This is a genomic window from Fulvivirga sedimenti, assembly GCF_020328055.1.
The window spans coordinates 997,796-1,020,884 of record NZ_JAIXNE010000004.1 but is presented as its reverse complement, the minus strand read 5'-3'; the positions used below and the strand labels follow the sequence as shown (position 1 = coordinate 1,020,884).

19 protein-coding genes are annotated in these 23,089 nt (G+C 46.5%); 9 read left to right on the top strand and 10 right to left on the bottom strand.

What is annotated here, in order from left to right; translation table 11 throughout:
- Positions 1 to 63: 63 nt before the first annotated feature.
- A complete protein-coding gene (gene paaN, locus LDX50_RS22550; protein WP_225698474.1) occupies positions 64 to 1,731 on the top strand; it encodes a phenylacetic acid degradation protein PaaN in 1,668 nt (555 codons plus the stop codon).
- On the opposite strand, the gene LDX50_RS22545 is transcribed toward paaN, so the two are convergent.
- From LDX50_RS22545 to LDX50_RS22525, 5 genes are all read right to left on the bottom strand, one after another.
- Positions 1,728 to 2,483: a sulfite exporter TauE/SafE family protein gene (locus LDX50_RS22545; RefSeq protein ID WP_225698473.1), complete on the bottom strand. Its 756-nt coding sequence runs from the start codon at positions 2,481 to 2,483 to the stop codon at positions 1,728 to 1,730. The two genes, paaN and LDX50_RS22545, sit on opposite strands and share 4 nt — an antisense overlap.
- A 172-nt stretch (positions 2,484 to 2,655) precedes the next feature.
- Positions 2,656 to 3,450, bottom strand: coding sequence for an SDR family oxidoreductase (locus LDX50_RS22540; RefSeq protein ID WP_225698472.1), 795 nt, complete (start codon positions 3,448 to 3,450; stop codon positions 2,656 to 2,658).
- Entirely contained in the window at positions 3,443 to 3,949 is a 507-nt protein-coding gene (locus tag LDX50_RS22535) for a dihydrofolate reductase (RefSeq protein ID WP_225698471.1), read from the bottom strand. The genes LDX50_RS22540 and LDX50_RS22535 overlap by 8 nt, the downstream gene beginning before the upstream one ends.
- Complete coding sequence (fmt, locus tag LDX50_RS22530) at positions 3,946 to 4,881, bottom strand: methionyl-tRNA formyltransferase (protein WP_225698470.1); 936 nt, start codon at positions 4,879 to 4,881, stop codon at positions 3,946 to 3,948. Before fmt ends, LDX50_RS22535 begins: the two co-directional genes overlap by 4 nt.
- A 27-nt stretch (positions 4,882 to 4,908) precedes the next feature.
- Positions 4,909 to 6,141: an exo-beta-N-acetylmuramidase NamZ family protein gene (locus LDX50_RS22525; RefSeq protein WP_225698469.1), complete on the bottom strand. Its 1,233-nt coding sequence runs from the start codon at positions 6,139 to 6,141 to the stop codon at positions 4,909 to 4,911.
- A gap of 49 nt (positions 6,142 to 6,190) precedes the next feature.
- On the opposite strand from LDX50_RS22525, the gene LDX50_RS22520 reads away from it, so the two are divergent.
- Positions 6,191 to 7,366, top strand: coding sequence for an ABC transporter permease (locus LDX50_RS22520; RefSeq protein ID WP_225698468.1), 1,176 nt, complete (start codon positions 6,191 to 6,193; stop codon positions 7,364 to 7,366).
- Here the strand turns inward: LDX50_RS22520 and LDX50_RS22515 are convergent.
- Complete coding sequence (locus LDX50_RS22515; RefSeq protein WP_225698467.1) at positions 7,363 to 8,550, bottom strand: phosphoglycerate kinase; 1,188 nt, start codon at positions 8,548 to 8,550, stop codon at positions 7,363 to 7,365. The two genes, LDX50_RS22520 and LDX50_RS22515, sit on opposite strands and share 4 nt — an antisense overlap.
- A 94-nt stretch (positions 8,551 to 8,644) precedes the next feature.
- Entirely contained in the window at positions 8,645 to 9,604 is a 960-nt protein-coding gene (locus LDX50_RS22510) for an L-threonylcarbamoyladenylate synthase (protein WP_225698466.1), read from the bottom strand.
- 131 nt (positions 9,605 to 9,735) lie between these two features.
- Between LDX50_RS22510 and LDX50_RS22505 the strand changes: the two genes are divergently transcribed.
- A complete protein-coding gene (locus LDX50_RS22505) occupies positions 9,736 to 9,897 on the top strand; it encodes a hypothetical protein (RefSeq protein ID WP_225698465.1) in 162 nt (53 codons plus the stop codon).
- On the opposite strand, the gene LDX50_RS22500 is transcribed toward LDX50_RS22505, so the two are convergent.
- Genes LDX50_RS22500 through LDX50_RS22490 form a run of 3 tightly spaced genes read right to left on the bottom strand, consistent with a single transcriptional unit; the run spans position 9,880 to position 15,312 of the window.
- Positions 9,880 to 10,443, bottom strand: coding sequence for an NUDIX hydrolase (locus LDX50_RS22500; protein ID WP_225698464.1), 564 nt, complete (start codon positions 10,441 to 10,443; stop codon positions 9,880 to 9,882). The genes LDX50_RS22505 and LDX50_RS22500 overlap by 18 nt on opposite strands.
- The gene (locus LDX50_RS22495; RefSeq protein WP_225698463.1) at positions 10,436 to 10,792 is read right to left on the bottom strand and encodes a carboxypeptidase regulatory-like domain-containing protein; all 357 of its coding nucleotides are present in this window, start codon (positions 10,790 to 10,792) and stop codon (positions 10,436 to 10,438) included. Before LDX50_RS22495 ends, LDX50_RS22500 begins: the two co-directional genes overlap by 8 nt.
- Before the next feature lie 59 nt (positions 10,793 to 10,851).
- Positions 10,852 to 15,312: a PKD domain-containing protein gene (locus LDX50_RS22490; protein ID WP_225698462.1), complete on the bottom strand. Its 4,461-nt coding sequence runs from the start codon at positions 15,310 to 15,312 to the stop codon at positions 10,852 to 10,854.
- Positions 15,313 to 15,578: 266 nt separating this feature from the next.
- On the opposite strand from LDX50_RS22490, the gene LDX50_RS22485 reads away from it, so the two are divergent.
- The 6 genes from LDX50_RS22485 to guaA all read left to right on the top strand — a co-directional run bounded on the left by LDX50_RS22485 (position 15,579) and on the right by guaA (position 23,082).
- The gene (locus LDX50_RS22485; protein ID WP_225698461.1) at positions 15,579 to 16,619 is read left to right on the top strand and encodes a PorP/SprF family type IX secretion system membrane protein; all 1,041 of its coding nucleotides are present in this window, start codon (positions 15,579 to 15,581) and stop codon (positions 16,617 to 16,619) included.
- 4 nt (positions 16,620 to 16,623) lie between these two features.
- Complete coding sequence (locus LDX50_RS22480; protein WP_225698460.1) at positions 16,624 to 16,968, top strand: translation initiation factor; 345 nt, start codon at positions 16,624 to 16,626, stop codon at positions 16,966 to 16,968.
- A gap of 128 nt (positions 16,969 to 17,096) precedes the next feature.
- Positions 17,097 to 18,773 (top strand): amidohydrolase family protein, encoded by a 1,677-nt coding sequence (locus tag LDX50_RS22475; protein ID WP_225698459.1) that lies wholly within the window; start codon positions 17,097 to 17,099, stop codon positions 18,771 to 18,773.
- Between the two features lie 25 nt (positions 18,774 to 18,798).
- Positions 18,799 to 20,148: an amidohydrolase gene (locus LDX50_RS22470; protein WP_225698458.1), complete on the top strand. Its 1,350-nt coding sequence runs from the start codon at positions 18,799 to 18,801 to the stop codon at positions 20,146 to 20,148.
- An 11-nt stretch (positions 20,149 to 20,159) separates the two neighbouring features.
- Positions 20,160 to 21,458 (top strand): amidohydrolase family protein, encoded by a 1,299-nt coding sequence (locus tag LDX50_RS22465; RefSeq protein WP_225698457.1) that lies wholly within the window; start codon positions 20,160 to 20,162, stop codon positions 21,456 to 21,458.
- Positions 21,459 to 21,552: 94 nt separating this feature from the next.
- Entirely contained in the window at positions 21,553 to 23,082 is a 1,530-nt protein-coding gene (guaA, locus tag LDX50_RS22460; protein ID WP_225698456.1) for a glutamine-hydrolyzing GMP synthase, read from the top strand.
- Positions 23,083 to 23,089: the final 7 nt, after the last annotated feature.

The window sequence follows — 23,089 nt, the reverse complement described above, 5'->3', positions numbered from 1 at the left end:
AATTTAATTATTTATAACAGAACCTGTATCTTCGCTAACAGCGATTTAAAACGTTTTCGAAACATGAATTTATACGATAAACATCAGGAATTACTCGAAAAAGCCATCAAGGCCTTACATGAACGAGTTTTTTATGCAGCTTTTCCCGAATACCCAGGATCATCGGTCTATGGTGAAGAGGCAGATAAAAAAGGCCGTGGAGATTTCAAGGCGCATCTGAACACCAATTTTGAAGAGATGCACACAGATGAACCTGAAAGCTGGGTCTCCGATGAGGTTTCCCCCTACCTTCAGGAGCCGTTGAATATTAAATATCCGGCATTGAGTGTTGATACGCTGATTTCGAATGCCAAAAAGGCGAGGGAGTCTTGGAGAAAAGTAATTCCCGAAGATCGTGCCGGTGTTCTCATCGAATCATTGTTCGGGATGCAAAATCGTTTTTTCGAGATTGCCTATGCAACCATGCATACTACCGGGCAGGGGTACATGATGGCTTTTCAGGCCTCAGGTCCGCATGCCGCCGACCGTGCACTGGAGGCGGTTGCAGCAGGTTTCGAAGAACTTAAGCGTTTTCCGGCGCAAACACGCTGGGACAAGCCGATGGGAAAATACAATCTGGTCATTGATAAAACATGGCATGCTGTTCCCAAGGGAATTGGTCTGGTGGTTGGATGTTCAACCTTCCCAACCTGGAATTCCGTTCCGGGCTTGTATGCTTCCCTGATCACAGGGAATCCGGTGATTGTAAAGCCACATCCTGGCGCAGTCCTTCCCATTGCAATCGTTGTTTCGGAAATTCGTGACGCACTGAGGGAAAATGGAATGGATCCTGATATCTGTCAGCTCGCACCGGACACCTTTGATCACCTGATCACAAAGGACCTGGCAGAAAACCCGGCGGTAAAACTGATTGATTATACAGGAGGCTCTGTTTTTGGAAATTACCTGGAGGAACTTCGAAGTAAAACTGTATTTACTGAAAAGACAGGTGTAAATTCTGTGATCCTTCATTCCGCTCAAAATATTGATAAAGTGGCGGCTAACCTTGCCTTCAGTATTTGCCTTTACTCAGGCCAGATGTGTACAGCCCCCCAGAATTTCTATATTCCTGATTCAGGGATCTCAACCCCGGAAGGACAGGTTTCGTTTGATGACTTTGCTGCCAAATTAATCGAGCAGATCAACGGCCTGGTGGATAATCCGAAAGCCGGACCTTTTGTACTGGGCGCGATTCAGAACGCGCGGACCTGTGATCGGGTAAATGGCATTTCAAAGCTTGGCGGTAAGGTGTTGCTTGAATCACGTGAAATTGAAAATCCGATGTTTCCCAAGGCACGTACGGCAACCCCTGCAGTTGTAGTTGTTGAGGCTTCAGATAAGGACAAATATTCTGAAGAACTCTTTGGTCCGATCGCGCTGCTCATCCGTACAGGAAGTATCGAGGAGTCTGTGGCGCTGGCTCGTGAAATGGCCGAAAACCACGGCGCGATCAGCTGCGGTGCATATACCACAGACCCGGATGTGCGGGAAATGATTGCCGAGGAAATGTCCCTGGCCGCAACGCCGGTTTCATTTAACCTGGTAGGGGGCATCTACATGAATCAGAATGCGAGCTTCAGCGACTTCCATGTAACAGGAGGGAACCCTTCGGGAAATGCCTCATTTACCAATCCTGAATATGTGATCAAGCGGTTTACCTGGGTAGGTCATCGTGAACCCGCAACGGTCTAGGTGTCGTAAAACCAAAGTTTGATTGCCAGCACAATTACCATCACGACAAGGAGGCGTTTGATCCAGACGTCTCCCTTGTCGACAGACCATCGGCTGGCAATCCAGCCACCAATAGATGATCCGGCTGCCAGGACAATGGCGTAACCCCAATGAATGATTCCGGCAATGATGAATACAACGAGGGAGGAAAGGGTATAGATTAGAACAATAAGAACCTTGGCGCTATTCGTTTTTACGAGACTGAAATGGTTGATTCCTACCAGGGCTGCCATGATCAGAAATCCAGCTCCTGCCTGGAGAAACCCCCCGTAAATACCGATAAAAAAGAAGGTGACGTATCCGGCGACTTTATGTTTCAAACCCATTCTTTCAGCTAAACCGTCCTGTCCGCTTTTCTTCTGAAAGATGATCGTTAAAACCACCATCACCATGATGAGCGCAATGATTTTATTGAAAATATCCTCCGGTATATCCATGGATATCCGTGCACCGAGATATGCACCTATTGCCCCGGATATTCCCAGATACAGGGAGTAAGGCCAGGCTGATACGCCCTTTGAACGAAATCCAAGTACTCCGAAAATACTATTTGTAATTACCCCAAGCCGGTTGGTGGCATTGGCTGTGGCGGGGGGTAAGCCCATGAAAATCAGCAGCGGTAACGTGAGCAGAGAGCCACCGCCTGCAACGACATTGATGAATCCTGCAATAATACCGGCGATGAAAAGATAGAATAGATGTAGAATTTCCATGCCCCGCTAGTTTAACAGGTTTTTTTAATTTATCAATGAGAATTTATGATTGGAACTGTTCGTCCCTTTGAAAAATGTTGTGAACCCCCACCATGAAATTCTGACCGGCCGGTTACACTGCCGAAGCATTAACGGAGGTGCGAGGGCTGGTCATCGGGATAACTTTTATGCCTCAGCGAACTTTGGCCCCTGGTAAAATCCTCGCAAAAATGCCAGGAAAGAATCGCTTGAGATATAACGCATAAACTTCCTTTCCCCCGATATAGACCTCATTTTTTCGTTTTTTGATGGCTTGCCTGATTTTGTGTGCGCATCGTTCGGGCGACATGCCTTTGGCCTGCGCATCATCCATTTGATTAAGAGGCTGCCCGTCGGCCGTAAGTGCATTAACGGATACATTGGTACGAATGAACCCGGGGCAAACAATGGTGAAGTGAATGTTGGAATCATGCAGTTCGGCACGGGCAGAATCATAAAAACCATGAAGTGCATGCTTGGAAGCGGCATAACCCGAACGGTACGGGCTCCCAAATTTGCCAACCAGGCTGCTTATGACAGCTACATGTCCTTTGCCGCGACCCATGAAATGGGGAAGCAGTGCTTTTGTGAGCGCAATATTTCCCAGGTAATTCACCTTCATCAACCGGTCATAAACGGAAATGTCGGTTTCCAGAGTGAGGGACCTCTGGCTGATTCCGGCATTGTTGATGAGTAAGTCGATGTGTCCAAATTGCTGAATAGCCATTTCACAGGCAGCAGGTAAAGAATCAGTATCCTCCAGGTCGGCAACAACAACAGCGGTCTTTCCCGGATAGGTTAGGGAAGCCTGATCAGAAATGGCTTCCAGTTTATCCTTGCTGCGTGCGGAAAGGATTACACTGTAGCCATCTTTCAGGTATTCATCCACGAGTGCCTCTCCGATACCGGAAGAGGCGCCTGTTATCCATACTACTTTCTGATCAGCCATTAATCCGTTGATAGATCACAAAATCAAAAGCATGTTTATGCCGGTCGTCTGCAGGATGATGAATGCGTGAAACTTCCCCCCAGTTGGAGAAGTCAACTTCAGGGAAGAAAGCGTCCCCATCAAACGACTCGTCAATTTCTGTAATGTACAATAAATCGGCATGCGGAAGCCCGAGAGAATAAATTTCCCCGCCGCCAATGATAAATACCTCTTCCTGTTGTGCTTCTTTTGCCAAATCCAGGGCTTCATTCATGGAATGGACAATTACGGCCCCGGGTGCTTCATATTCGCTCTGACGGGTAATGATGACATTCGTGCGATTGGGCAATGGGCGGTACTTTTCAGGGATGGATTCATAGTTCTTTCGTCCCATGATCACATAGTGGCCGGTAGTGGTTTTCATAAAGTAGGACATGTCATCTGGAAGATGCCATATCAGGTCATTATCCTTTCCGATGACCCTGTTTTTTCCCACTGCGACGATCATTGATATTTTCATTGGTTTACTGGTTTTTCCGGAATCCTGTTTCCCAGCAGAAACTCTCCGATTTGCATGCGTTTTTTTCCCTGCCATTGTAATTCATCGATGGCGATCGAACCGTCGGCTGTATGAATATGCCAGAATGATTTCTGATCTGTTGAAATTGTTCCGGGCATTCCTTTTCTTTCTCCGGAAATGTGCGCCTTTAGAATTTTCACAATTTGGTCATCGATAGATAACCAGGCTGAAGGAAACGGAGACAATCCACGAATGAAGTTATAGACCTTTTCCGATGGCTGATTAAAATTTATCTGACAGTCTTCACGAAAGATCTTCGGTGCGGCATGAAGGGGTTGATTTTCTGCCTGCGGCATGCTTGGATAACTGCCTGATTCTATTGCCTGTGTAGTTTTCAGGACCAGGTTGGCTCCTTTCGTCATCAGCCGTTCATATAAGCTGCCCACGTTATCCTCGCGTCTGATCTCCTCCTTTTCCTGAAAAATAATTTCTCCTGTATCGATCTCGTGTTTCAGAAAAAATGTGGTAACACCCGTTTCCTTTTCACCATTGATGATGGCCCAGTGTATTGGTGCTGCACCGCGGTAATCGGGCAGGAGTGAGGCATGTAAATTGAATGTTCCGAGCGCAGGCATATTCCAGACGACTTCCGGAAGCATCCTGAATGCCACGACAATCTGAAGATTCACATTCAAAGATTTCAGCTCATTTAAAAAGGCCGGATCTTTCAGATTTACAGGTTGAAGTACACGGAGTCCAACAGATTCGGCATACATTTTTACAGGTGAGGGGGCCAGCTTTCTTCCACGACCCTGGGGTTTATCCGGCGCAGTGATTACGCCGGCAATGGTGAAGCCGTTTTCTACCAGGATCTGAAGGGAGGGTACAGCAAAATCCGGTGTTCCCATGAAAACAATGCGCAGATCATTCATGCAGCAAAGCTACGTTTTTCGAAATTATTACGGGTACAGCAGATAACCTTTCCTGAGACTTTTAAAGGCATCCAGATCAGGCTGCCACGATTCACGGATTTCCGCTTCCGGCATCCCGTTTATTATTTGCTTCCGTAAGGCCGCGGTACCGGCAAGCTTTTCAAAGTAGTTATTGAAGAATTTATCCTTTTCGGGAAAGCGGTTATAATAATCAATGAGATATGATAGGTCAAAGCCTTCGATCGCATTCCGGCTCGTAAATAGTGTGCCGTAGCACTTTTCATTTTCAAAGGGGGGATACTTTGCCATGCCTTCAATTGAGACCGGGGTGAACGAATGCTCCAACGAAGTAAGAAGCGGATGCCCGATCTGCTGAAAGGCAAGTGTCGTACCGCGGCCCACCGAAATCACTGTGCCCTCAAAAAGACATAGTGAAGGATAGAGCTGAATGGAAAGATCATTCGGAAGGTTGGGGGAAGGTTTCACGGGAAGCGAATAGGACAAGTCATGTTGATAATTTTTCATAGGAACTACCGTAAGCTCACATTCGATGCCGCCAGACAACCAGCCCTCTTTGTTGATCATACCTGCGAGCTCGCCCACCGTCATGCCGTGCAACACAGGGATCGGCGTAAGGCCCACGAAAGACATGAATTCCTTTTCCATGACCGGTCCGTCCACAAACCGGCCATTGGGATTTGGCCTGTCCAATACCATCATTTCCTTGTCCATTTCCCCGCATGCTTCCATCACATACTGCATACTGGAGACATAGGTATAGAAACGAACGCCTACATCCTGGATATCAAAAAGAACCAGGTCAACATCCTTCATCTGTTCAGCTGAAGGCTTTTTATTAGATCCATACAGGGAAATAATCGGCAGGCCCGTACTCTTGTCCTTACCGTCTGAAATTGATTCACCCGCGTCTGCCGTACCTCGAAAGCCATGTTCGGGTGCGAAAACCTTTACAATATTAATATTCCTGGACAGGAGTGTGTCGACCAGGTGTACATCATTCAGAAGTGATGTGTGATTTACCAGAAGCGCAACCCGTTTTCCTTCCAGTAAAGGAAGATAAACATCCATGCGCGCAGCTCCCAGGGTCAATTCTGCAGGTACTTCCGCAGTTGCATTGGCGGGTGTTTCAGCAGATTGCGTCCGGGCACATGAAAAATTCAAAAGGAAAATAGCGAGAAAGATCGTAAGCCGGTTCACCAGATTTATGTTTATTTGTGACTTACGATCAAAAGTACGCATATTCTTGAACCTTCCTTATTTCATATCTAAAAGAATTACCGGCAACGAGATGGGTGGTTTTTCGGCCACAATCTACCGTATTGCCATTGCCAGTATCGGTGTCGGACTGGCTGTGATGATCATTTCTTTTCTGATTATGATTGGATTCCAGGAAACGGTCACCAACAAGATCTATAACTTCAGTGCGCACATGATCGTCACCAAGTATACCAGTAATGATACATTTGAAGAGGCACCGCTATCATTGAATAATGATTTGTATCAGAATTATGCGTCATATGATTTTATTGATCATGTACAGGAATATAGCCACAAGGCTGGCCTGATCAAGACTGAAAATGAAGTGCTGGGCATTATTTTCAAGGGCGTAAGTACCCGATTTGATACCGTGCGGTTTGAACCATCATTGGTGGAAGGTCGATTCATTAATTTTGATGACCCTTCGTATAGCAAGGAAGTACTGCTTAGTAAGGAAATTGCAAATAAGCTCAACCTGAAGCTCAATGAGGATGTAATTGTTCATTTTTTTCAGAATCCGCCACGGGTGAGACGTCTTAAGATCGTAGGTATTTATGAGACGAACCTCTCTGAGTATTATGATAACAAGTTTATTATCGGGGATATCCGGCTGATTCAGCGTCTTAATAACTGGGCTGACAGCGTCGCCGGCGGAATGGAAATCTTTGTTAAGGATACCCGTAATATGGATGAGGCTGAAGCCCGCGTCCTTCGCCTGATGAATTACGACATGGCTGTTCAGAAGGTGAGCGACAAATATATTCAGGTATTCGACTGGCTGCACCTCATCAGCAGGCAGGTAAATATTTTTCTTACCATCATTTTACTGGTGGTGTGCGTTAATATGATTTCGATAATTCTTATCCTGATCATGGAGCGGACCCAGATGATTGGTTTGCTGAAAGCATTTGGATCAACCAACAGGATGGTTCGACGCATTTTCTCCTATCACGGCATTGGTATCATTGCCCGGGGACTTCTCCTTGGTAACGTGCTTGGACTGGGCCTCTGTCTTATTCAGTATTTCTTCAAGATAATACCATTAAATCCAAAGGACTACTACATGAGCTTTGTGCCGATCGGTTGGAACTGGGAGATAGTCGTTTTCCTGAATGTTTTAACGCTGGTTGTTGTAGCCCTGATCATACTTATTCCCACACTCGCCATCAGCCGGGTGGAACCCATCAAGAGTATACGGTTCGATTAATCTTCTAGTGCAGCCACACCCGGCAACACTTTGCCTTCCATGTATTCCAGAAGTGCGCCGCCGCCCGTAGAAACGTACGAAACATCATCTCCGTAGCCCAGGTTGTTCACTGCGGCTGCGGAATCGCCACCGCCAATTAAACTGAAACCACCATTTTTCGTTGCTTTCACAACGGCTTCAGCAATGGCCTCCGTACCTGCGGCGAATTTGCTCATTTCAAAAACACCCATCGGACCGTTCCATAGAATTGTTTTGCTTGAAGTGATAATCCTGGAAAATACCTCGCGTGCCTGAGGTCCGATATCCAGTCCCATCCAGCCATCGGGAATGGCGGTATTAACGGATACCTGAGTGTTGGCGTCATTGCTGAAGGCATCAGCTATTACTGAATCCATTGGCAATTCAAGGTTCACACCTTTTTCCTTAGCCTTTTTGATGAGTTCACGCGCCAGGTCAACCTTGTCTTCTTCAACCAGGGAATTGCCTATCTGGCCACCCAGTGCCTTGAAAAAGGTATAGGACATTCCACCTCCGATAATGAGGTTATCTACCTTATCGAGCAACCGTTCAATGATCAGAATCTTATCGGAGATTTTTGCTCCCCCCATGATCGCGGTGTAGGGTCTTTCCACATTGTCAAGAACCTTCTTAGCATTTTCGATTTCAGCCAGCATGACATATCCGCAGACCTTGGTATCGAAAAACTGCGCTACAATACTCGTACTGGCATGGGCTCGGTGCGCAGTTCCGAAGGCGTCGTTCACATAGATATCACCGTGATGGGATAGCTTGCGCGCGAATTCTTCATCCCCTGCGGTTTCTTCTTTATAAAACCGAAGATTCTCAAGCAAAAGGATTTCTCCGGGCTCCAGGGAGGACGACATTGCCTCAGCCTTGTCGCCAATACAATCATCGGCAAATTTAACCTGCTGGTTAAAGCGTTCACTAAGATCCGGTATCAGATGGCGAAGTGAAAATTCATCTTCCGGTCCGGACTTAGGACGGCCTAAATGCGACATTAACACTACAGAACCACCATCGTTGAGGATCTTTTCAATAGTAGGTACAGCAGCCCTGATGCGGGTGTCATCCGTAATTTCAAACTTATCGTTCAGGGGAACATTAAAATCAACCCGAATTAATGCCCGTTTATTTTTAAAGTTAATGTCGTCTATAGATCTCATAGCAATTATTTTGAAGTCCTAAATATACGAATGACGCGTGAACTATGCGCATTTTGAATTTGCTAAGTTGATACGGGAAAGGGAATGTTCCGGATTAGTCCTGCGAATCTGAGGCTGCACGTCGCAGCCTGTCATTGATCGCACGTCCCAGGCCTTCATCCGGTACGAGCTCCGCAATAATTTGTGCTACATTCAGGGCATCCAGTTCGCGCATATATTTGAATAGGTTTTTTGCCGCGGTCTTCATATTTCCATCGGGCGCAAGTATTCGTTGGTTTTCAATAGGTACTGAACCAATTGAATCACAAAAAAGGAGATAACCGTTATTGCCGTCTGTCACATTATCTTTAACGGCCGATTCGAGTCTGAATGGTTTTGCCGGAGCATAGTGGCTTTTCAACATTCCGGGCGCTTTTGGATTTGAGCTTGAATGGGGCATGATTTCCAAATGTCCGGTCAACTTTTCAATTTCATCAACACTCAGGCCGCCGAGCCGATAGATCGTAGGCTGATTCGCTGGAAATCCGACAATAGTTGATTCAAGACCAACCCGTGCCGCACCTCCGTCGAGGATGTAGTCAATCTTATCCCCCAGCTGATCATTAACATGCTGTGCAGTAGTAGGTGAAATGTAGCCGAAGGGGTTTGCACTGGGGGCTACCAGAGGAAAGGGCAGGGCTGTGAGCAACTCGAGTGTGAGTTTATTGTCCGGAACGCGAATGGCAACATCGGGCATTCCGGATGTGACAATATCTGGTATTTCAGGATTTTTAGGCAGTAACAGGGTTAAAGGACCCGGCCAGAAATGACTTGCAAGAAGTTCTGCTTTTTCAGGGAATTCAGTAGAATATCGCCTGGCCTCCTGAACATTGGAGACATGCACGATCAACGGATCAAATGAAGGACGGTTCTTTACTTCAAAGATTCTCGCAACTGCTTCGGGATTCAGGGCATTGCCCGCCAGACCGTACACCGTTTCTGTAGGAATTGCCACCAATCCTCCCTCTGAGAGAATTTTGCATGCATATTTAATATCGGTTCCAGTGATTGCCATGCGTGTAAAGCGCTAATTTGGGGATTTTTATTCAATTTATGGTCTTCCTGCGGATCTCAATCCCTCCTTATTTGGCCGGTATGATTATTCGGTTAATTTTACAGCTATCAATCATTTAAACCGCCTCAACCATGAGTAGTAAATCAAGAAATGTATTAAAGGCACTGGCCGTAATATTGGTTATCCTGGCAGTGGTCATGCAACTTGAAATAATCATTATCCCTGCCCTGATTGCTTATAAATTCTGGTTGGCGATCATCGGATTTGCATTATTACTATTCGCTTCCCGGTGAAGTGAGGGTCTTGTCGGCCATCCTGCGAATGGACGGCTCGTCTCCCGCATATTCGTCCAGCTCATCGAGTGAAATCCAGCGAACCGCATTGGATTCTACGGAGATTTGAATGGAATCGGTGGTGCTGGCAGTGAACTTAAACCGAACATCATAATGAAAGTGGGCAGGGTCTGACTTTCTTGCAGGTATCAGGTGTACATCGATGTCGAAAATGTCGCCATCACTATCCAGGTTTTCAAGTCCGGTTTCCTCCCTTGCTTCCTGTTTTGAAACATCAAAAATATCCGGGTTTCCGTCAGCATGACCGCCCGGTTGCAGCCATCGATTGAGTTTTTTGTGATGAACAAGTAGGCATTTGGTTCCCTCAGGATTAATGATCCATGCAGAACCGGTTACATGCCCTTCAAGCACAGATCTGTCAAAGCAATTGGGCTCGCGTTGCAAAAAGGCAACCATTGATTCCTGATGTGCTTTCTCCTGTTCATCCCAGGGTTGATAGGATGCGATAGCCTGCAGAAGGTTTTCTCTTCCCCTGAGGTTATTCAATGATGATGGTAATTTTATTCAATTTCTTTTCTTCCAGCTTGTCGGTCATAACGCCTGCCCCGATATTGTTTTTGTCTCCTTTTTCTGCATTTACGTAATAAATGCGTGCTTCGAGGTCTTTAATTTTCACCTGCCCCTTATCATCTGTATAGTAGACTTCCGTGGCCGGGTTGGTCTCATTACGATAGTCTTCTTCAGAAACATATAGCCGGACAGCCGCTTTTTCAACAGGGTTGCCAAGTTCATTCAATACTGTAATTCGGATGGAGGTATTGAAGACCTGCGCGTCTGCTGAGGCGAACGATAGGAGGAACAGGAAAAATGCGGCAAGAAAGTAGTTCTTTTTCATAGTTATGTTGTCTTAATACAAAGGTATCAATTGTCCGTTATTAGCAAAGTATGAATTGTCTACCGGATGAGCAAAATAGCGCCCCGTTCTTCCTGCAGTCCGCGTCCGTCTTCATAAATGGATTTGTAGATAACACGGTATGCATAGGTTCCTCCGGGAACCGGTTTGCCAGGATTATTGTCGTATCCGCCATTCCATTCAAAATTAAGATCAGATGACTGAGCGATCATTTCTCCCCACCGGTTAAAAATAAATACCTGAAAATCATCTTCTGAAACCAGGAACGGATATACCCTCCATACCTGGTTGTCCTGAATATTGCTGTTGGGTCTGAAGGCATCCGGTGCACTGATTCGGGCCTTGCAATCGATGAGCACGTTAATAGTGGCGCGCGTTACACAACCGAAGGCATTGGTAATCTCAATCTGAATCGGACCTTCCTTATATACGGTTAACACATCGCCATCAAGGCTGTAATCCGGTCCAGTGCCGATGATTGGATTACCCTCTTCATCGAAATACTCAAGAGAGAAGTATACGGCATTCCCGGGATCAATTATGGCAGATCGGTTTTCTTCAACCGGATCATCCGGACAAATTGAGTAACTTCTTTCTATGGATGCAGGCAGCGGATCGGAGTTAGCGAAAGTAACCTGAACGGTTGCCGTTTCGGGGCAAAGTGCTCCTGACTGATCAACGGTTTCAAGAATCCAGTCGCCCTGTGCAAAAACCCGGAGTTCGCCATTGATTATTTCATAGTTTCCGGGCGCCGGATCCAGTACGCGGATGCCCGGGGCATTGGTGGTTATTGGTATTTGTGCTTCGTTCACATCACAGGCAACAACTTCTTCAGGAACCTCAAGTGTAGCCAGAGGAGGTGTTCCTATTACGATATTCTCAATTGTGTTGGTACAGCCGTCACCGCTCAATTCGGTAACCTCCATGTTATAGACGCCGGCAAGCAATCCGGTCGCATTGATGGTTTGAAGCCCATCAGCGTTATCGTAAGTACCGGTAATGATGCCGTTGTTGGAACCCTCGAGTCGCAGGATATAGTCAACAGGATAGCCTATGGTATACCCGGCATCCGGAATCAATGCGACAGAAACTTCGCCGTCATCCTCGCTGCAGGAAGCGTCTGTAGGGGTAGCATTCAATGTAAATCGCACACCCTGATCGGTTAGGACTGCAGAAGTGGCCGACTGGCACCCGGTAATGGTGTTGATCACATACACATTGTATGTTCCCGCAGGTAGGTTGTTAACTGTTTGATTGACAGGACCGGGAATAGTGTCACTTACGAACGCTATAGGGCCTGAAAGCTCAAATGCATAGGAGCCGGTTAATTCAGGAATCGAAACGGTGAACTGACCGTTGCTGTTTCCGCAGGATGAAGGATCGATGATATTGGTGATGTTTACCACCGGTTCGCCGAAAATTTCAAATGTAGCAAAAGCTGGCAGCGGCATGCTTTCAACGATCTGACAATCGGGAATGACGTCTACCCGTACAGAATAAATCCCGGGTGTCATGGAGGAGAACTCAAATGTCTCACCAGTCCCTGAGGAAACCAGTACACTGTCGGAATCATAGACGTTCCAGCGGTAGGTTTCAAGGCTTTGGGTGTTAATTACATTAAACTCAAGTGTCTCACCGATACATCCTGAGAAAACTTCCGCACTGATTTCCTGTGGAGAAGTGACGTACTGACTGGCAAAATTGGGTAATCCCAGCAGACTGCGGGTAAAACCTCCGTCAACAAGATTTTCACCAAGGCCGAATCCGTCGAGTAAATAACCTGCATCCTGAATTGGTACAGTGGTCATGTCTGCATTGGGATTTGTAATGGTCGCCAGGTTTACAGACCCTTCACGTGCGATATAAATCTGACCGTCCGGGCCCAGTTGCATAGCACCCAGATCAATGGCCGCTTCATTGGCCACCAGGTTTCGCGAATTGCGGATGAATGACGGATCCGTTTCATTGCCTGCAACCGTTGTTGTATCAATTTGCCAGCGATACACCTTGCTGGGACCGTTTGAACCCGGGGTTCGAATGGTTGCAAAGACTTTTCTGTAATCGGAGCTGAATTCCACACCGTAAACCTGACCGGTTTCATTACCAAAATCAAGCCTTAACGGATTGCTGATTTCGCCGGTGGCATTGTCAAAATCAAACAGTTCAACATAATTCTCTGAATTGGACTGCGAAACACCCACGGCCAGCTTACCGGTAGGCGCAAGTTTCATGTAGCCCTGGGCAGTATTGCTGGAAGCCGAATTATGGACGGAACCTACGTTACTCACCACTGCGGCTCCGATGCCTTCCGCATTCACAGGGTATGCACGGAAATTACTGTTCCCCCATTCGTGCACAACCACCCAGTTCTGATTACCGGTGATTCTTTCTGTATTCGGACTGTAAAGTTTGGTAATAATGACATCATCGTTGGTGTCCCTTACAAGATCGCCCAGACCGTCGCGCTGCTTCAGGTCGAAAACGGTATAATTGAGCTCATAAGAACTGTTTCCGCTAGGATCATAAACCTCGCGTGCCAGGAAAATATAGAACAGAGTTGCATCATTGGGGAAATCAACGATAAAAACAGATTGTGTCGCATTTTTACTGCCACCGATATCCGTTGCTACCAATTGTCCAAGCCTGTCGTAGAGATCAACCCCATCGCTGTAAAAAAGAGGTATTCCATTATCATCGCAGAAAATCGCACATCCTTCAGGGGCAATCATTTGGTTGCCGCCGAAAAGATCATTTGGATCACCAAAAGGAATAGGCCGCGCAGGGCCGGGATTATTCACATCGACAATCGGATTAAAGTCGATACCGCCGTGCTCACCAAAATACCAGATGAAAGCGCGTTGCTGGATCGCACGGTATTCCACAACCCGCAGCGATTGATAGGCAACGCATCCGGTGGTGGGATCAGTTGCCGTGACATAATAATTTCCGGCAGAATCGATGGTAGTCGTTGCATCGTCAATGAGTTGGTTGGACCACCTAAAAGTAGGCTGCGGTCCTTGTCCGCCCCCTGCTGACTGTGCCTCTGCGGTATACTCGACAGCGAAATCCTCAGCACAAACGGTGTCTGACTGTGGGAATCCGCTGATCTGAAGATCAAACTGTGTAATATTCGCCGGCTGTGAGAAGATAGTGGAATCGCCATTCAGGTAAACCATTAAGGAAACCGTGTAGGAACCGCCCTGTTCATACGTATGAAAAGGTGCAAGATCCCTTGAACCCGAACCATCGCCAAAATCCCATCGCACACTGTCGGCCCCCGGCTCGATTGTTGGAAAGAACAAGGATGGAACGCTGGCACAGGTGCCGGCAATTTCAATTGTTGCGGTGATCATTGGATCGAAAGGAGGCAGGAATGCCGGAAACTGTCTTCCCTGGTAGTTGATATTGCCACCAAATGCGTTTGGAGTATATCGAACCTGGGCCGCTATGGTATCCGGATCATTGATCCGGCCTACGCGAAGAGAACCGTTTGTGTGCTGATATAGATGATAAATAGAACTGTCGGGCGCCATTTGCAATCCGTAGCTGCGCAGCATATTCTGTGTGGGCACCGGGCGAAGCGTAAGCGGTGAATCCGTAAAATCCACCTGCATTAATACATCGGTGGCGCCGGAGAAGTTGCCGGAAAGGAAAAGATATCTTCCTGTATTCGACCATTCGGTATCATAGATATTATATACTTGTGTAGACCCACTGGTGCCTGGTATCGTGGTTGCAGCCCCACCAAATGCCCCTGTACCTGTATTGAAAGCTACAATGGCAGCGTTCTCTGCACCGGTTCTTGGGGCTATGGCCAGTTGCCCGGTTTCGGCATTATATGAGAAGTTATCGACCACGGTGGGAGCATTCACAATAAATGTTGGGGGTAGTGCAGCTGTACCTGTGGCACTGATGTCGATCGCATTGTAACTGGTGCTGGCTGTTTGATGGGCGATCAGCCAAAAGCCATCCCGACTGTTTTTAGGAAGAATGATCATGCCCGGATCATAAGTTCCAGGCAGACCGTTGACAGGTTGATTTTTTAAGGTAACGTCACCCCGCGGTATGGCATTGGCATTGGCGGCGTTCAGGGTCATATCAACGGTAGTTACCCGTATGGATCCATTATTGGTGAAAATGAAATACTGATTTGAATTATTGGGGTTGGCACATATCGCCACTCCCTGATTTACCCCGGCAGAGCCCGAAAGTCCGGTGCCGTTGGGCATGATATTATTATCACGATCGTAAACATTGATTCCGTCAGTATAAAAAAGAATAACGCCTGAAACCGGGTCTGTCGCCACAGCGCTCATGCCTGTGCCCAGATTCCGGGGAATCGTTACTGCTTCTGCAGCATATCCCGGGCGGATAAAGCGGAAACCATTGCCACTATTGCCAAAATACCAATAGATAGTAGATTGCGTTTGTGCAAATGATGAAGCTGTTACAAACAACAATAAAAAGCCAAGAATAAATTGTCTGAAAAAATCTTTGCTCATGAACCCTCGGGATATATGTTTATAACTATGTTGAGCCGCAAAAATTGTGCGAGATCTGTCAATCTTGTTTAATTATGCGAGCGTTGATTATACAAATAAGCGTTTTAGTACGTTATTCAGTTCAATATCTGTTGTATTTTCTTCTATAAGGTTACGGAAAATATAGTAACCGGAGAATGAAGTGTAAGTTTTGACTGGTAAACGACGGTGTTTTACAGCAGACTTTTGTTATTTTTGGTTTTTGTGAGAATTTGAATCTGGGATCGATGCGTTTTACTTTGCTCGTATTAATATGTTTTATTCTGTTCGCCGGCCATCGTGCACAGGCGCAGGATCCACAATTTTCCCAATTTTATGCGGCACCCCTGTACCTGAATCCGGCCTTTGCGGGTTCCACACAGTATACCCGTGCCGGAATGAATTATCGAAATCAGTGGCCGTCAATTGAAGCGAACTTTGTTACTTTTTCGGGTTATATCGATCACTTCTTTGAAAGTAAGAATAGTGGGGTTGGCTTACTGTTCATGCACGACAAGGAAGGAAGGGCCGGGTTGAAGTCAACTTCTGTGGCATTGCAGTATGCGTATCAACTTCAGATTACTGGAAACCTTTTCTTCAGGCCCGGCTTCCAGGTAGCCTGGTTTAACCGGAATGTCAATTTTGCAGACCTCACCTTTGGAGACCAGTTCAATGAATTTGGTGAAGTGATTCAACCCACCGGGGAAGTATTTGGAAATACGAATAAAAGTTTTCTGGATCTTTCTGCAGGGGGTGTACTTTATACACCCAACGCATGGCTTGGTTTTTCTGCGAATCATCTGAATACGCCCAGACAGTCATTTGAAGAAAATGTGGAAATAGAGGAACTTCCTATCAAGTACTCCATTCATGGAGGGTATAAGATTCAATTCAAACCGGGTGTGATGGGCAGCGGACTGTTCGCGCGCCGGCAGGAGCGAAGTCTTACTCCGACATTTCAATATAAATCCCAGGGAGAATTTGATCAGTTTGATCTGGGCCTGTATCTCACCCTGGAACCTGTAATTATCGGAGCCTGGTACCGCGGGCTGCCCATTAAACAGATCGATGGATTTAATAATAATGAATCGATAGTATTCCTGCTGGGATTCACAAAAAAAGGACCCGAGGATACCTTTAATATCGGATACAGCTACGACTACACCATTTCCCAACTTGGAACGGCCAGTGGTGGTGCACATGAGATTTCACTGTCTTATATTTGGTCGAACCGGGACCCCAGAAAACCACCTAAGGACGTAATGAGAATACCCTGTCCAGACTTTTAACGAAATGGCAAGAAAAAGAAATAATGATTGGAAGAAGCGGGATGGGATTGTGTTCTCAACCAGTGAAAACTTTGACTACGAATATTCCTCTGATAAGGAAGAATCCAAACCTGCACCCGCAAATCAAAAATTACGGTTGATGCTGGACACAAAATCCAGGGCAGGAAAAAAGGTGACGCTTATCCAGGGTTTTCGCGGAAGTGAAGAAGACCTCAAGCAACTTGGGAAAAGTCTCAAATCATTTTGTGGTGTTGGAGGCAGTATCAAGGACGGTGAAATTTTACTTCAGGGAGATTTCAGGGACAAGGCGCGCCAGTATCTGATGAATGAGGGATACAAGGTTTCCTGATACAGCTCTTCTCTTCTGCCAAAATTAATTGACCGCTTATATAAAAGGAAGTAACATTCTGTTTGACTGTTGGTTAAATTCGTAATTGCAGGAAATACTGCAAATTGGAACGAATCAACAAAGCAAATATGAATTCAACCTTTACAAGGCAACGCTTCAGATTCCTGATGGCGTTACTACTACTTTTCTCCTATCACATTTTACCAGCACAGGATAGTAAGCTCCGACCTGTCTCCGACGTATATGCGCTGGAGAATGTTCGCGTGGTTACTTCACCTGGCAACATTGTGGAAAATGCAACCATTGTCATCAAAAACGGGCTTATCCATGCAGTGGGACAGAACATCGCGATCCCTCCGGATGCGATTTATGTGAAAGCAGATTCCATGACTGTTTATGCCGGATTCATCGATGGTTTGTCGAATGCAGGCATTCCAAAGCCGAAGGAAGATAACAACCGCCGAAACAACGTGGAAAATCCGGGCAACCCGCCAAATGAGCTTGCCGGCATTACGCCTGAAGCAGATATTCGGCTGATGCTGGATCCGTCTGACAAGTCGATCGGTGCGCTGAGAAACCTGGGTTTCACCATGGCGCATGCGGTTCCATATGGCAGAATGCTGCCAGGAACCGGCGCGATCATCCTTCTTTCGGGCGATCATGCAGATGACCTGGTATACAAGGACCCTGTTAGTTTCTACTCGCAGCTTGAAGGAGCGCGCGGGGTTTATCCAAGCACAGTTATAGGTGTGATGGCGAAATACCGTCAGTTATACCGACAGGCTCAACTTGCAAAGAACAATGCATTGACTTATTCTCAAAACCCATCAGGAATGGAACGGCCATCATCTGATCGCGTTTTGGAGGCGTTTTACCCGGTGATTGATGGTACGCTGCCTGTCATGTTTCACGCAGAGGATGTAAAATCAATCCAGCGCGTACTCACACTCCGAAATGAGCTTGGCTTCAAGTTAATGATTGGCGGTATCAAGCAGGGATGGGATGTGCAGGATGATTTAAAAAGTGCGGGAGTGCCTGTTTTCCTGAGCCTGGATTTGCCAGAGTGGAAGGAAGATAAAAAGGATTCAGCTGAAGAGGCCTCCTGGAGCGATGAAAGAAAGCGACTTGAAGAACGCAAATCGGACTTGTTGCAAAAACATTATACGCTGCCTGCTACTTTTACCTCTGCAGGAATCCGTTTCGGATTCAGTTCGATGGGAGCAAAGGAATCTGATATCCATAAAACCCTTCTGAAAATGAAGGAAAAGGGAGTTTCAGAGGATGTGTTGCTTGCCGGTTTAACAACATATCCGGCAGAGATGCTTGGCTTGTCGCGGGTTGCAGGAACAGTTTCTTCCGGAAAACTTGCCAACCTGGTTGTTACAGATAAGAGTTACTTTGAAGAAGGCGTACAGGTACGATATGTATTTGTTGAGGGTAAGATGTATGAATTTGAAGCTAAAAAGGCATCGAATAAAAATGGCAAGAAGAGTGAAGGTCCTGAAGGTACATGGTCCTACTCTGCCCAGACCCCGAATGGTACAGGAACCGGGCAAATACAGATCAATAAATCCGGTGATTCCTTTACCGGAGAGATTAAAGATAATCAGTCGGGCTACCGCTTCGACCTCGATAATATAACAGTGGATGGCAAAAATGTCATGTTTGAATTTACCTATAACGATGGGAACGGTCAGTTGCCCCTGAAAGTCGATCTTGAGATGGACGGAAATACTTTTTCCGGAATGATCGACGGCGGCTCAATTGGAAAATTTCCGATCAAGGGCGAAAGGATCCCTGAATAAAACTGACCTTATAAAAATCAAGAAAATGAGAAACCTACTTTATACTTTTCTTTTGTCGCTTCTTCCGCTCGTTCTGTCGGCGCAGGAGAACGGTGACATTATTATTAAAAATGCTACAGTAATTACCATTACGAATGGCACGCTGGAAAATGCGGATGTACTGATCCGTGATGGTAAAATCGACAAAATCGGCACAGGACTGAAAACTCCCAGGGATGTGAAGGAAGTTGATGGTACCGGAAAATACGTCATGCCGGGGATCATTGATGCTCATTCACATATTGCACTGGACGCGATCAATGAAGCGACGAATCCGGTAACTGCAGAAGTTTGGACGGGAGATGCCCTGGATCCGTTTGATATCGGAATTTATCGAGCACTTGCCGGTGGTGTGACCATCAGTCACGCCATGCACGGATCAGCGAATGCAATTGGAGGACAGTGCGAGACCATCAAGCACCGTTATGGAACCACCGATCCGGAAGTCTTAAAAATGGATGGAGCTCCGCGTACGATCAAGTTTGCCCTTGGTGAAAACCCGACCCGGGTGCATGGCGCAGGCAATAATATTGTTCCCAGAACAAGAATGGGTGTTGAATCTGTCTTCAGAAAGGCATTTTCGGAGGCCCGGGAGTACATGCAGAAGTGGGATACCTACAACGCCAATAAGGATAAAAAAGGATTTGTTGGAATGGCCCCTGAATACGATCTGCGCATGGAAACACTCGCGGATATTTTGCGTGGTGAGATTATCATCCACTGTCACAGCTACCGTGCTGATGAGATTTATATGCTTATGCAGGTATGCAAGGATTTTGGTATCAAGCGCGTTGTTTTTCAACATGTGAATGAAGGGTTTAAAGTTGCACCTGAACTCGCTGAATTTGGAGCCATGGCTTCGGTATTTTCGGACTGGTGGGCGTATAAATTTGAAGTTTACTATTCAACAGCCTACAATGCGGCCATCCTAACCAGGAATGGCGTTGTAACCTCGATCAACTCAGATTCGGGAGAGCTGATTCGTCACTTGTATCATGAAGCGGCAAAAACACAGAAATATGGTGACCTTAACGATGACGAGGCACTGGCGCTAATTACGATCAATCCTGCCCGTCAGCTGGGTATTGATGATCGCGTTGGTTCTTTGGAAGAAGGTAAGGAGGGTGATGTGGTTGTGTTCAATGGACATCCCCTGAGTATATATGCCATTCCTGAAATGACAATTGTTGATGGAATCGTTCGGTTCGACCGGTCAAATGATCCCGATGATATGCGTATCTATCCGGATGTGACAGAAAAGATCGATGTCATGCTAACCGATCATGATCATCAGGACCGATGCATGCAGGACACAGAATTTTTGTTTAACTATTAATCCCGGGGATAATGAAATCACTTATAAATATTATGATCATGGGAATGCTGTTTGTCGCAGCAACGGCAATGGCACAATCGGCACCGGGAGAAACAGGTGTATATGCGCTTACCAATGCAACGGTTGAAACCGTCGCCAATGGAACCTTGAAGAATGCAACGGTTATAATCAGGGATGGAAAAATAGCTGCGGTGGGTGCCGATGTTACCGTTCCAGCTGATGCAGAACGTATAGATTGCACCGGAAAAACGATCTATCCCGGTCTGATTGACGGGGGAACCCGTCTTGGTCTTGTGGAGGTGAATTCCGATCCAAGGACAAGGGATTTCAATGAAATCGGGGATGTGATTCCACAGATGCAGGCACTAACTGCTGTAAACCCCAATTCAGCCCTGATTCCTGTGACACGTGTAAGCGGTGTAACCACTGCGCTCGCAGTTCCGTCGGGTGGTATTATCCCGGGTACCGCTGCGCTAATCGATTTGTATGGCTATACGCCGGACCAGATGTATGCTGGATTCAAAGCGGTTGTTATGAACTTTCCTGTAACAGGAAGACGGGGATGGTGGGATCGCCGCTCGGATGAGGAGATTGAAAAGGAGGTAGAAAAAACAAAAAAGGAATTGAACGCTGTATGGGAGCAGGCACGAAATTACGCACGGATTGATTCAGCCCTTGCCGGTAAAAGTGAAAGCCCGGGTTACTACCCTGAAATGGAAGCACTGATGCCCATCGTGCGCGGTGAAGGCAAGCTGATGATCGAGGTGAATACGGCCAAGGACATCAAAGAAGCGATTGAATGGGTGAATAATAACAAACTTGATGTGATATTCACCGGGGTAGCTGAGGGCTGGCGTGTGGCAGAAGAACTCGCTAAATCAGGGATTCCGGTCATAACAGGACCTGTACTAAGTCAGCCAACACGTAACTATGATCGTTATGACAAAGCCTATGCGAATGCCGGTCTTATGCAGAAAGCAGGCGTAAAGGTGGCGATCAGAACTTCTGAGGCTGAAAATGTCCGGAACCTTCCGTATCATGCCGGTTTTGCGGCAGCATATGGAATGGGCCGTGAAAATGCCCTGAAGTCGATTACGCTGATTCCTGCCGAGATATTTGGAATTGAAGAACGGGCCGGTTCTATAGAAGTGGGTAAAGCTGCCAATATATTCATTGCGACCGGAGATATTTTTGAGACACAGACGAAAGTGGAGCAGGTATTTATCAGCGGATGGAAAATTCCAATGGAAAGCCGGCAAACCGAATTGTATGATGAGTTTATAAAACGAAGTCCCGGATTATCCAAATAACCGGAATTTGGTAATGAGGACCCCAGACGTTTTGTTTGGGGTTCTTTTTTTTATTTTCATAGTATTTCCCCTGTGTGCGTACTATTTTTGCGCCATGTCTGAGCAGATTCTTATTCTTGATTTTGGATCCCAGTATACCCAGCTGATCGCGCGTCGGGTGCGGGAGTTGAATGTATATTGTGAAATCCATCCATATAATAAAATCCCGGATCTTACCGGTGAGGTAAAAGGTGTAATCCTTTCTGGCAGCCCCTGTTCCGTTCGTCAGGATGATGCACCGGATGTTGATCTTTCGTCTTTCCGCGGGAAAGTTCCGGTTCTCGGGGTATGTTACGGTGCTCAACTCATGGCGCATAAATCCGGAGGTAATGTGCTTCCATCGGAAATACGTGAATATGGAAGAGCAAAACTTTCCAGGGTGGATCAGCATAATGAGTTAATGAAGGAGATTGGCATTGGTTCGCAGGTTTGGATGTCACATGGAGATACCATCAGCGAACTTGGAGAAAAATTTGAGGTGATCGCCAGTACACATTCAGTAAACGTGGCAGCCTACCGAATTGAAGGGGAGCAGACCTATGGTATTCAATTCCATCCTGAAGTAACTCACAGTGAACATGGAAAAACGCTGCTCAGGAACTTTGTAGTACATATCTGTGGATGTCATCAGGACTGGACTCCCGATATTTTTGTTGAAACTACTATTGAGCAGCTTAAAGAACAGATCGGCAATGACCAGGTAGTGATGGGGCTTTCCGGCGGGGTCGACAGTTCAGTGGCTGCCACCCTGATCCATCACGCAATTGGTCCGCGTCTTCATTGTATATTCGTGGATAACGGATTGCTGCGAAAGAACGAATTCGAGGAAGTTCTTAACTCCTACAAGGGAATGGGGCTCAATATTACCGGGGTTGATGCCAGGGATCGTTTTTATGATGCACTGAAGGGATTGACGGATCCTGAAGAGAAGAGAAAGGCCATAGGCCGTACGTTTATTGAGGTATTTGACGACGAGGCACACAAGATCGAGGATGTTGCCTGGTTGGGACAGGGTACTATCTATCCGGATGTGATCGAATCGGTTTCTGTTAAGGGACCATCGGCCACCATCAAGTCGCACCATAATGTGGGGGGCTTGCCCGATTTTATGAAGTTAAAGGTAGTGGAGCCTCTCAATACACTATTTAAGGATGAAGTGCGTTTGGTAGGAAAGACATTGGGAATCGATGATGCCATTTTAGGAAGGCATCCTTTTCCGGGGCCCGGACTTGGTATTCGCATTTTGGGTGATATTACACCTGAGAAAGTACAAATTTTGCAGGAAGTGGATCACGTTTTTATCAGCCGTCTGAAACAGCATGGCTTGTATGATGATGTTTGGCAAGCCGGAGCAATGCTGCTTCCGATCCAGTCTGTTGGCGTTATGGGAGATGAACGCACCTATGAGCGGGTCGTTAGTCTGAGGGCAGTAACCAGTGTTGACGGTATGACGGCCGACTGGTGTCATTTACCCTATGAGTTTCTGGCCGACGTCTCGAATGAAATCATTAACTCCGTGAAGGGGGTCAACCGTGTAGTTTATGACATCAGTTCTAAACCACCGGCTACTATAGAATGGGAATAATCTGTAT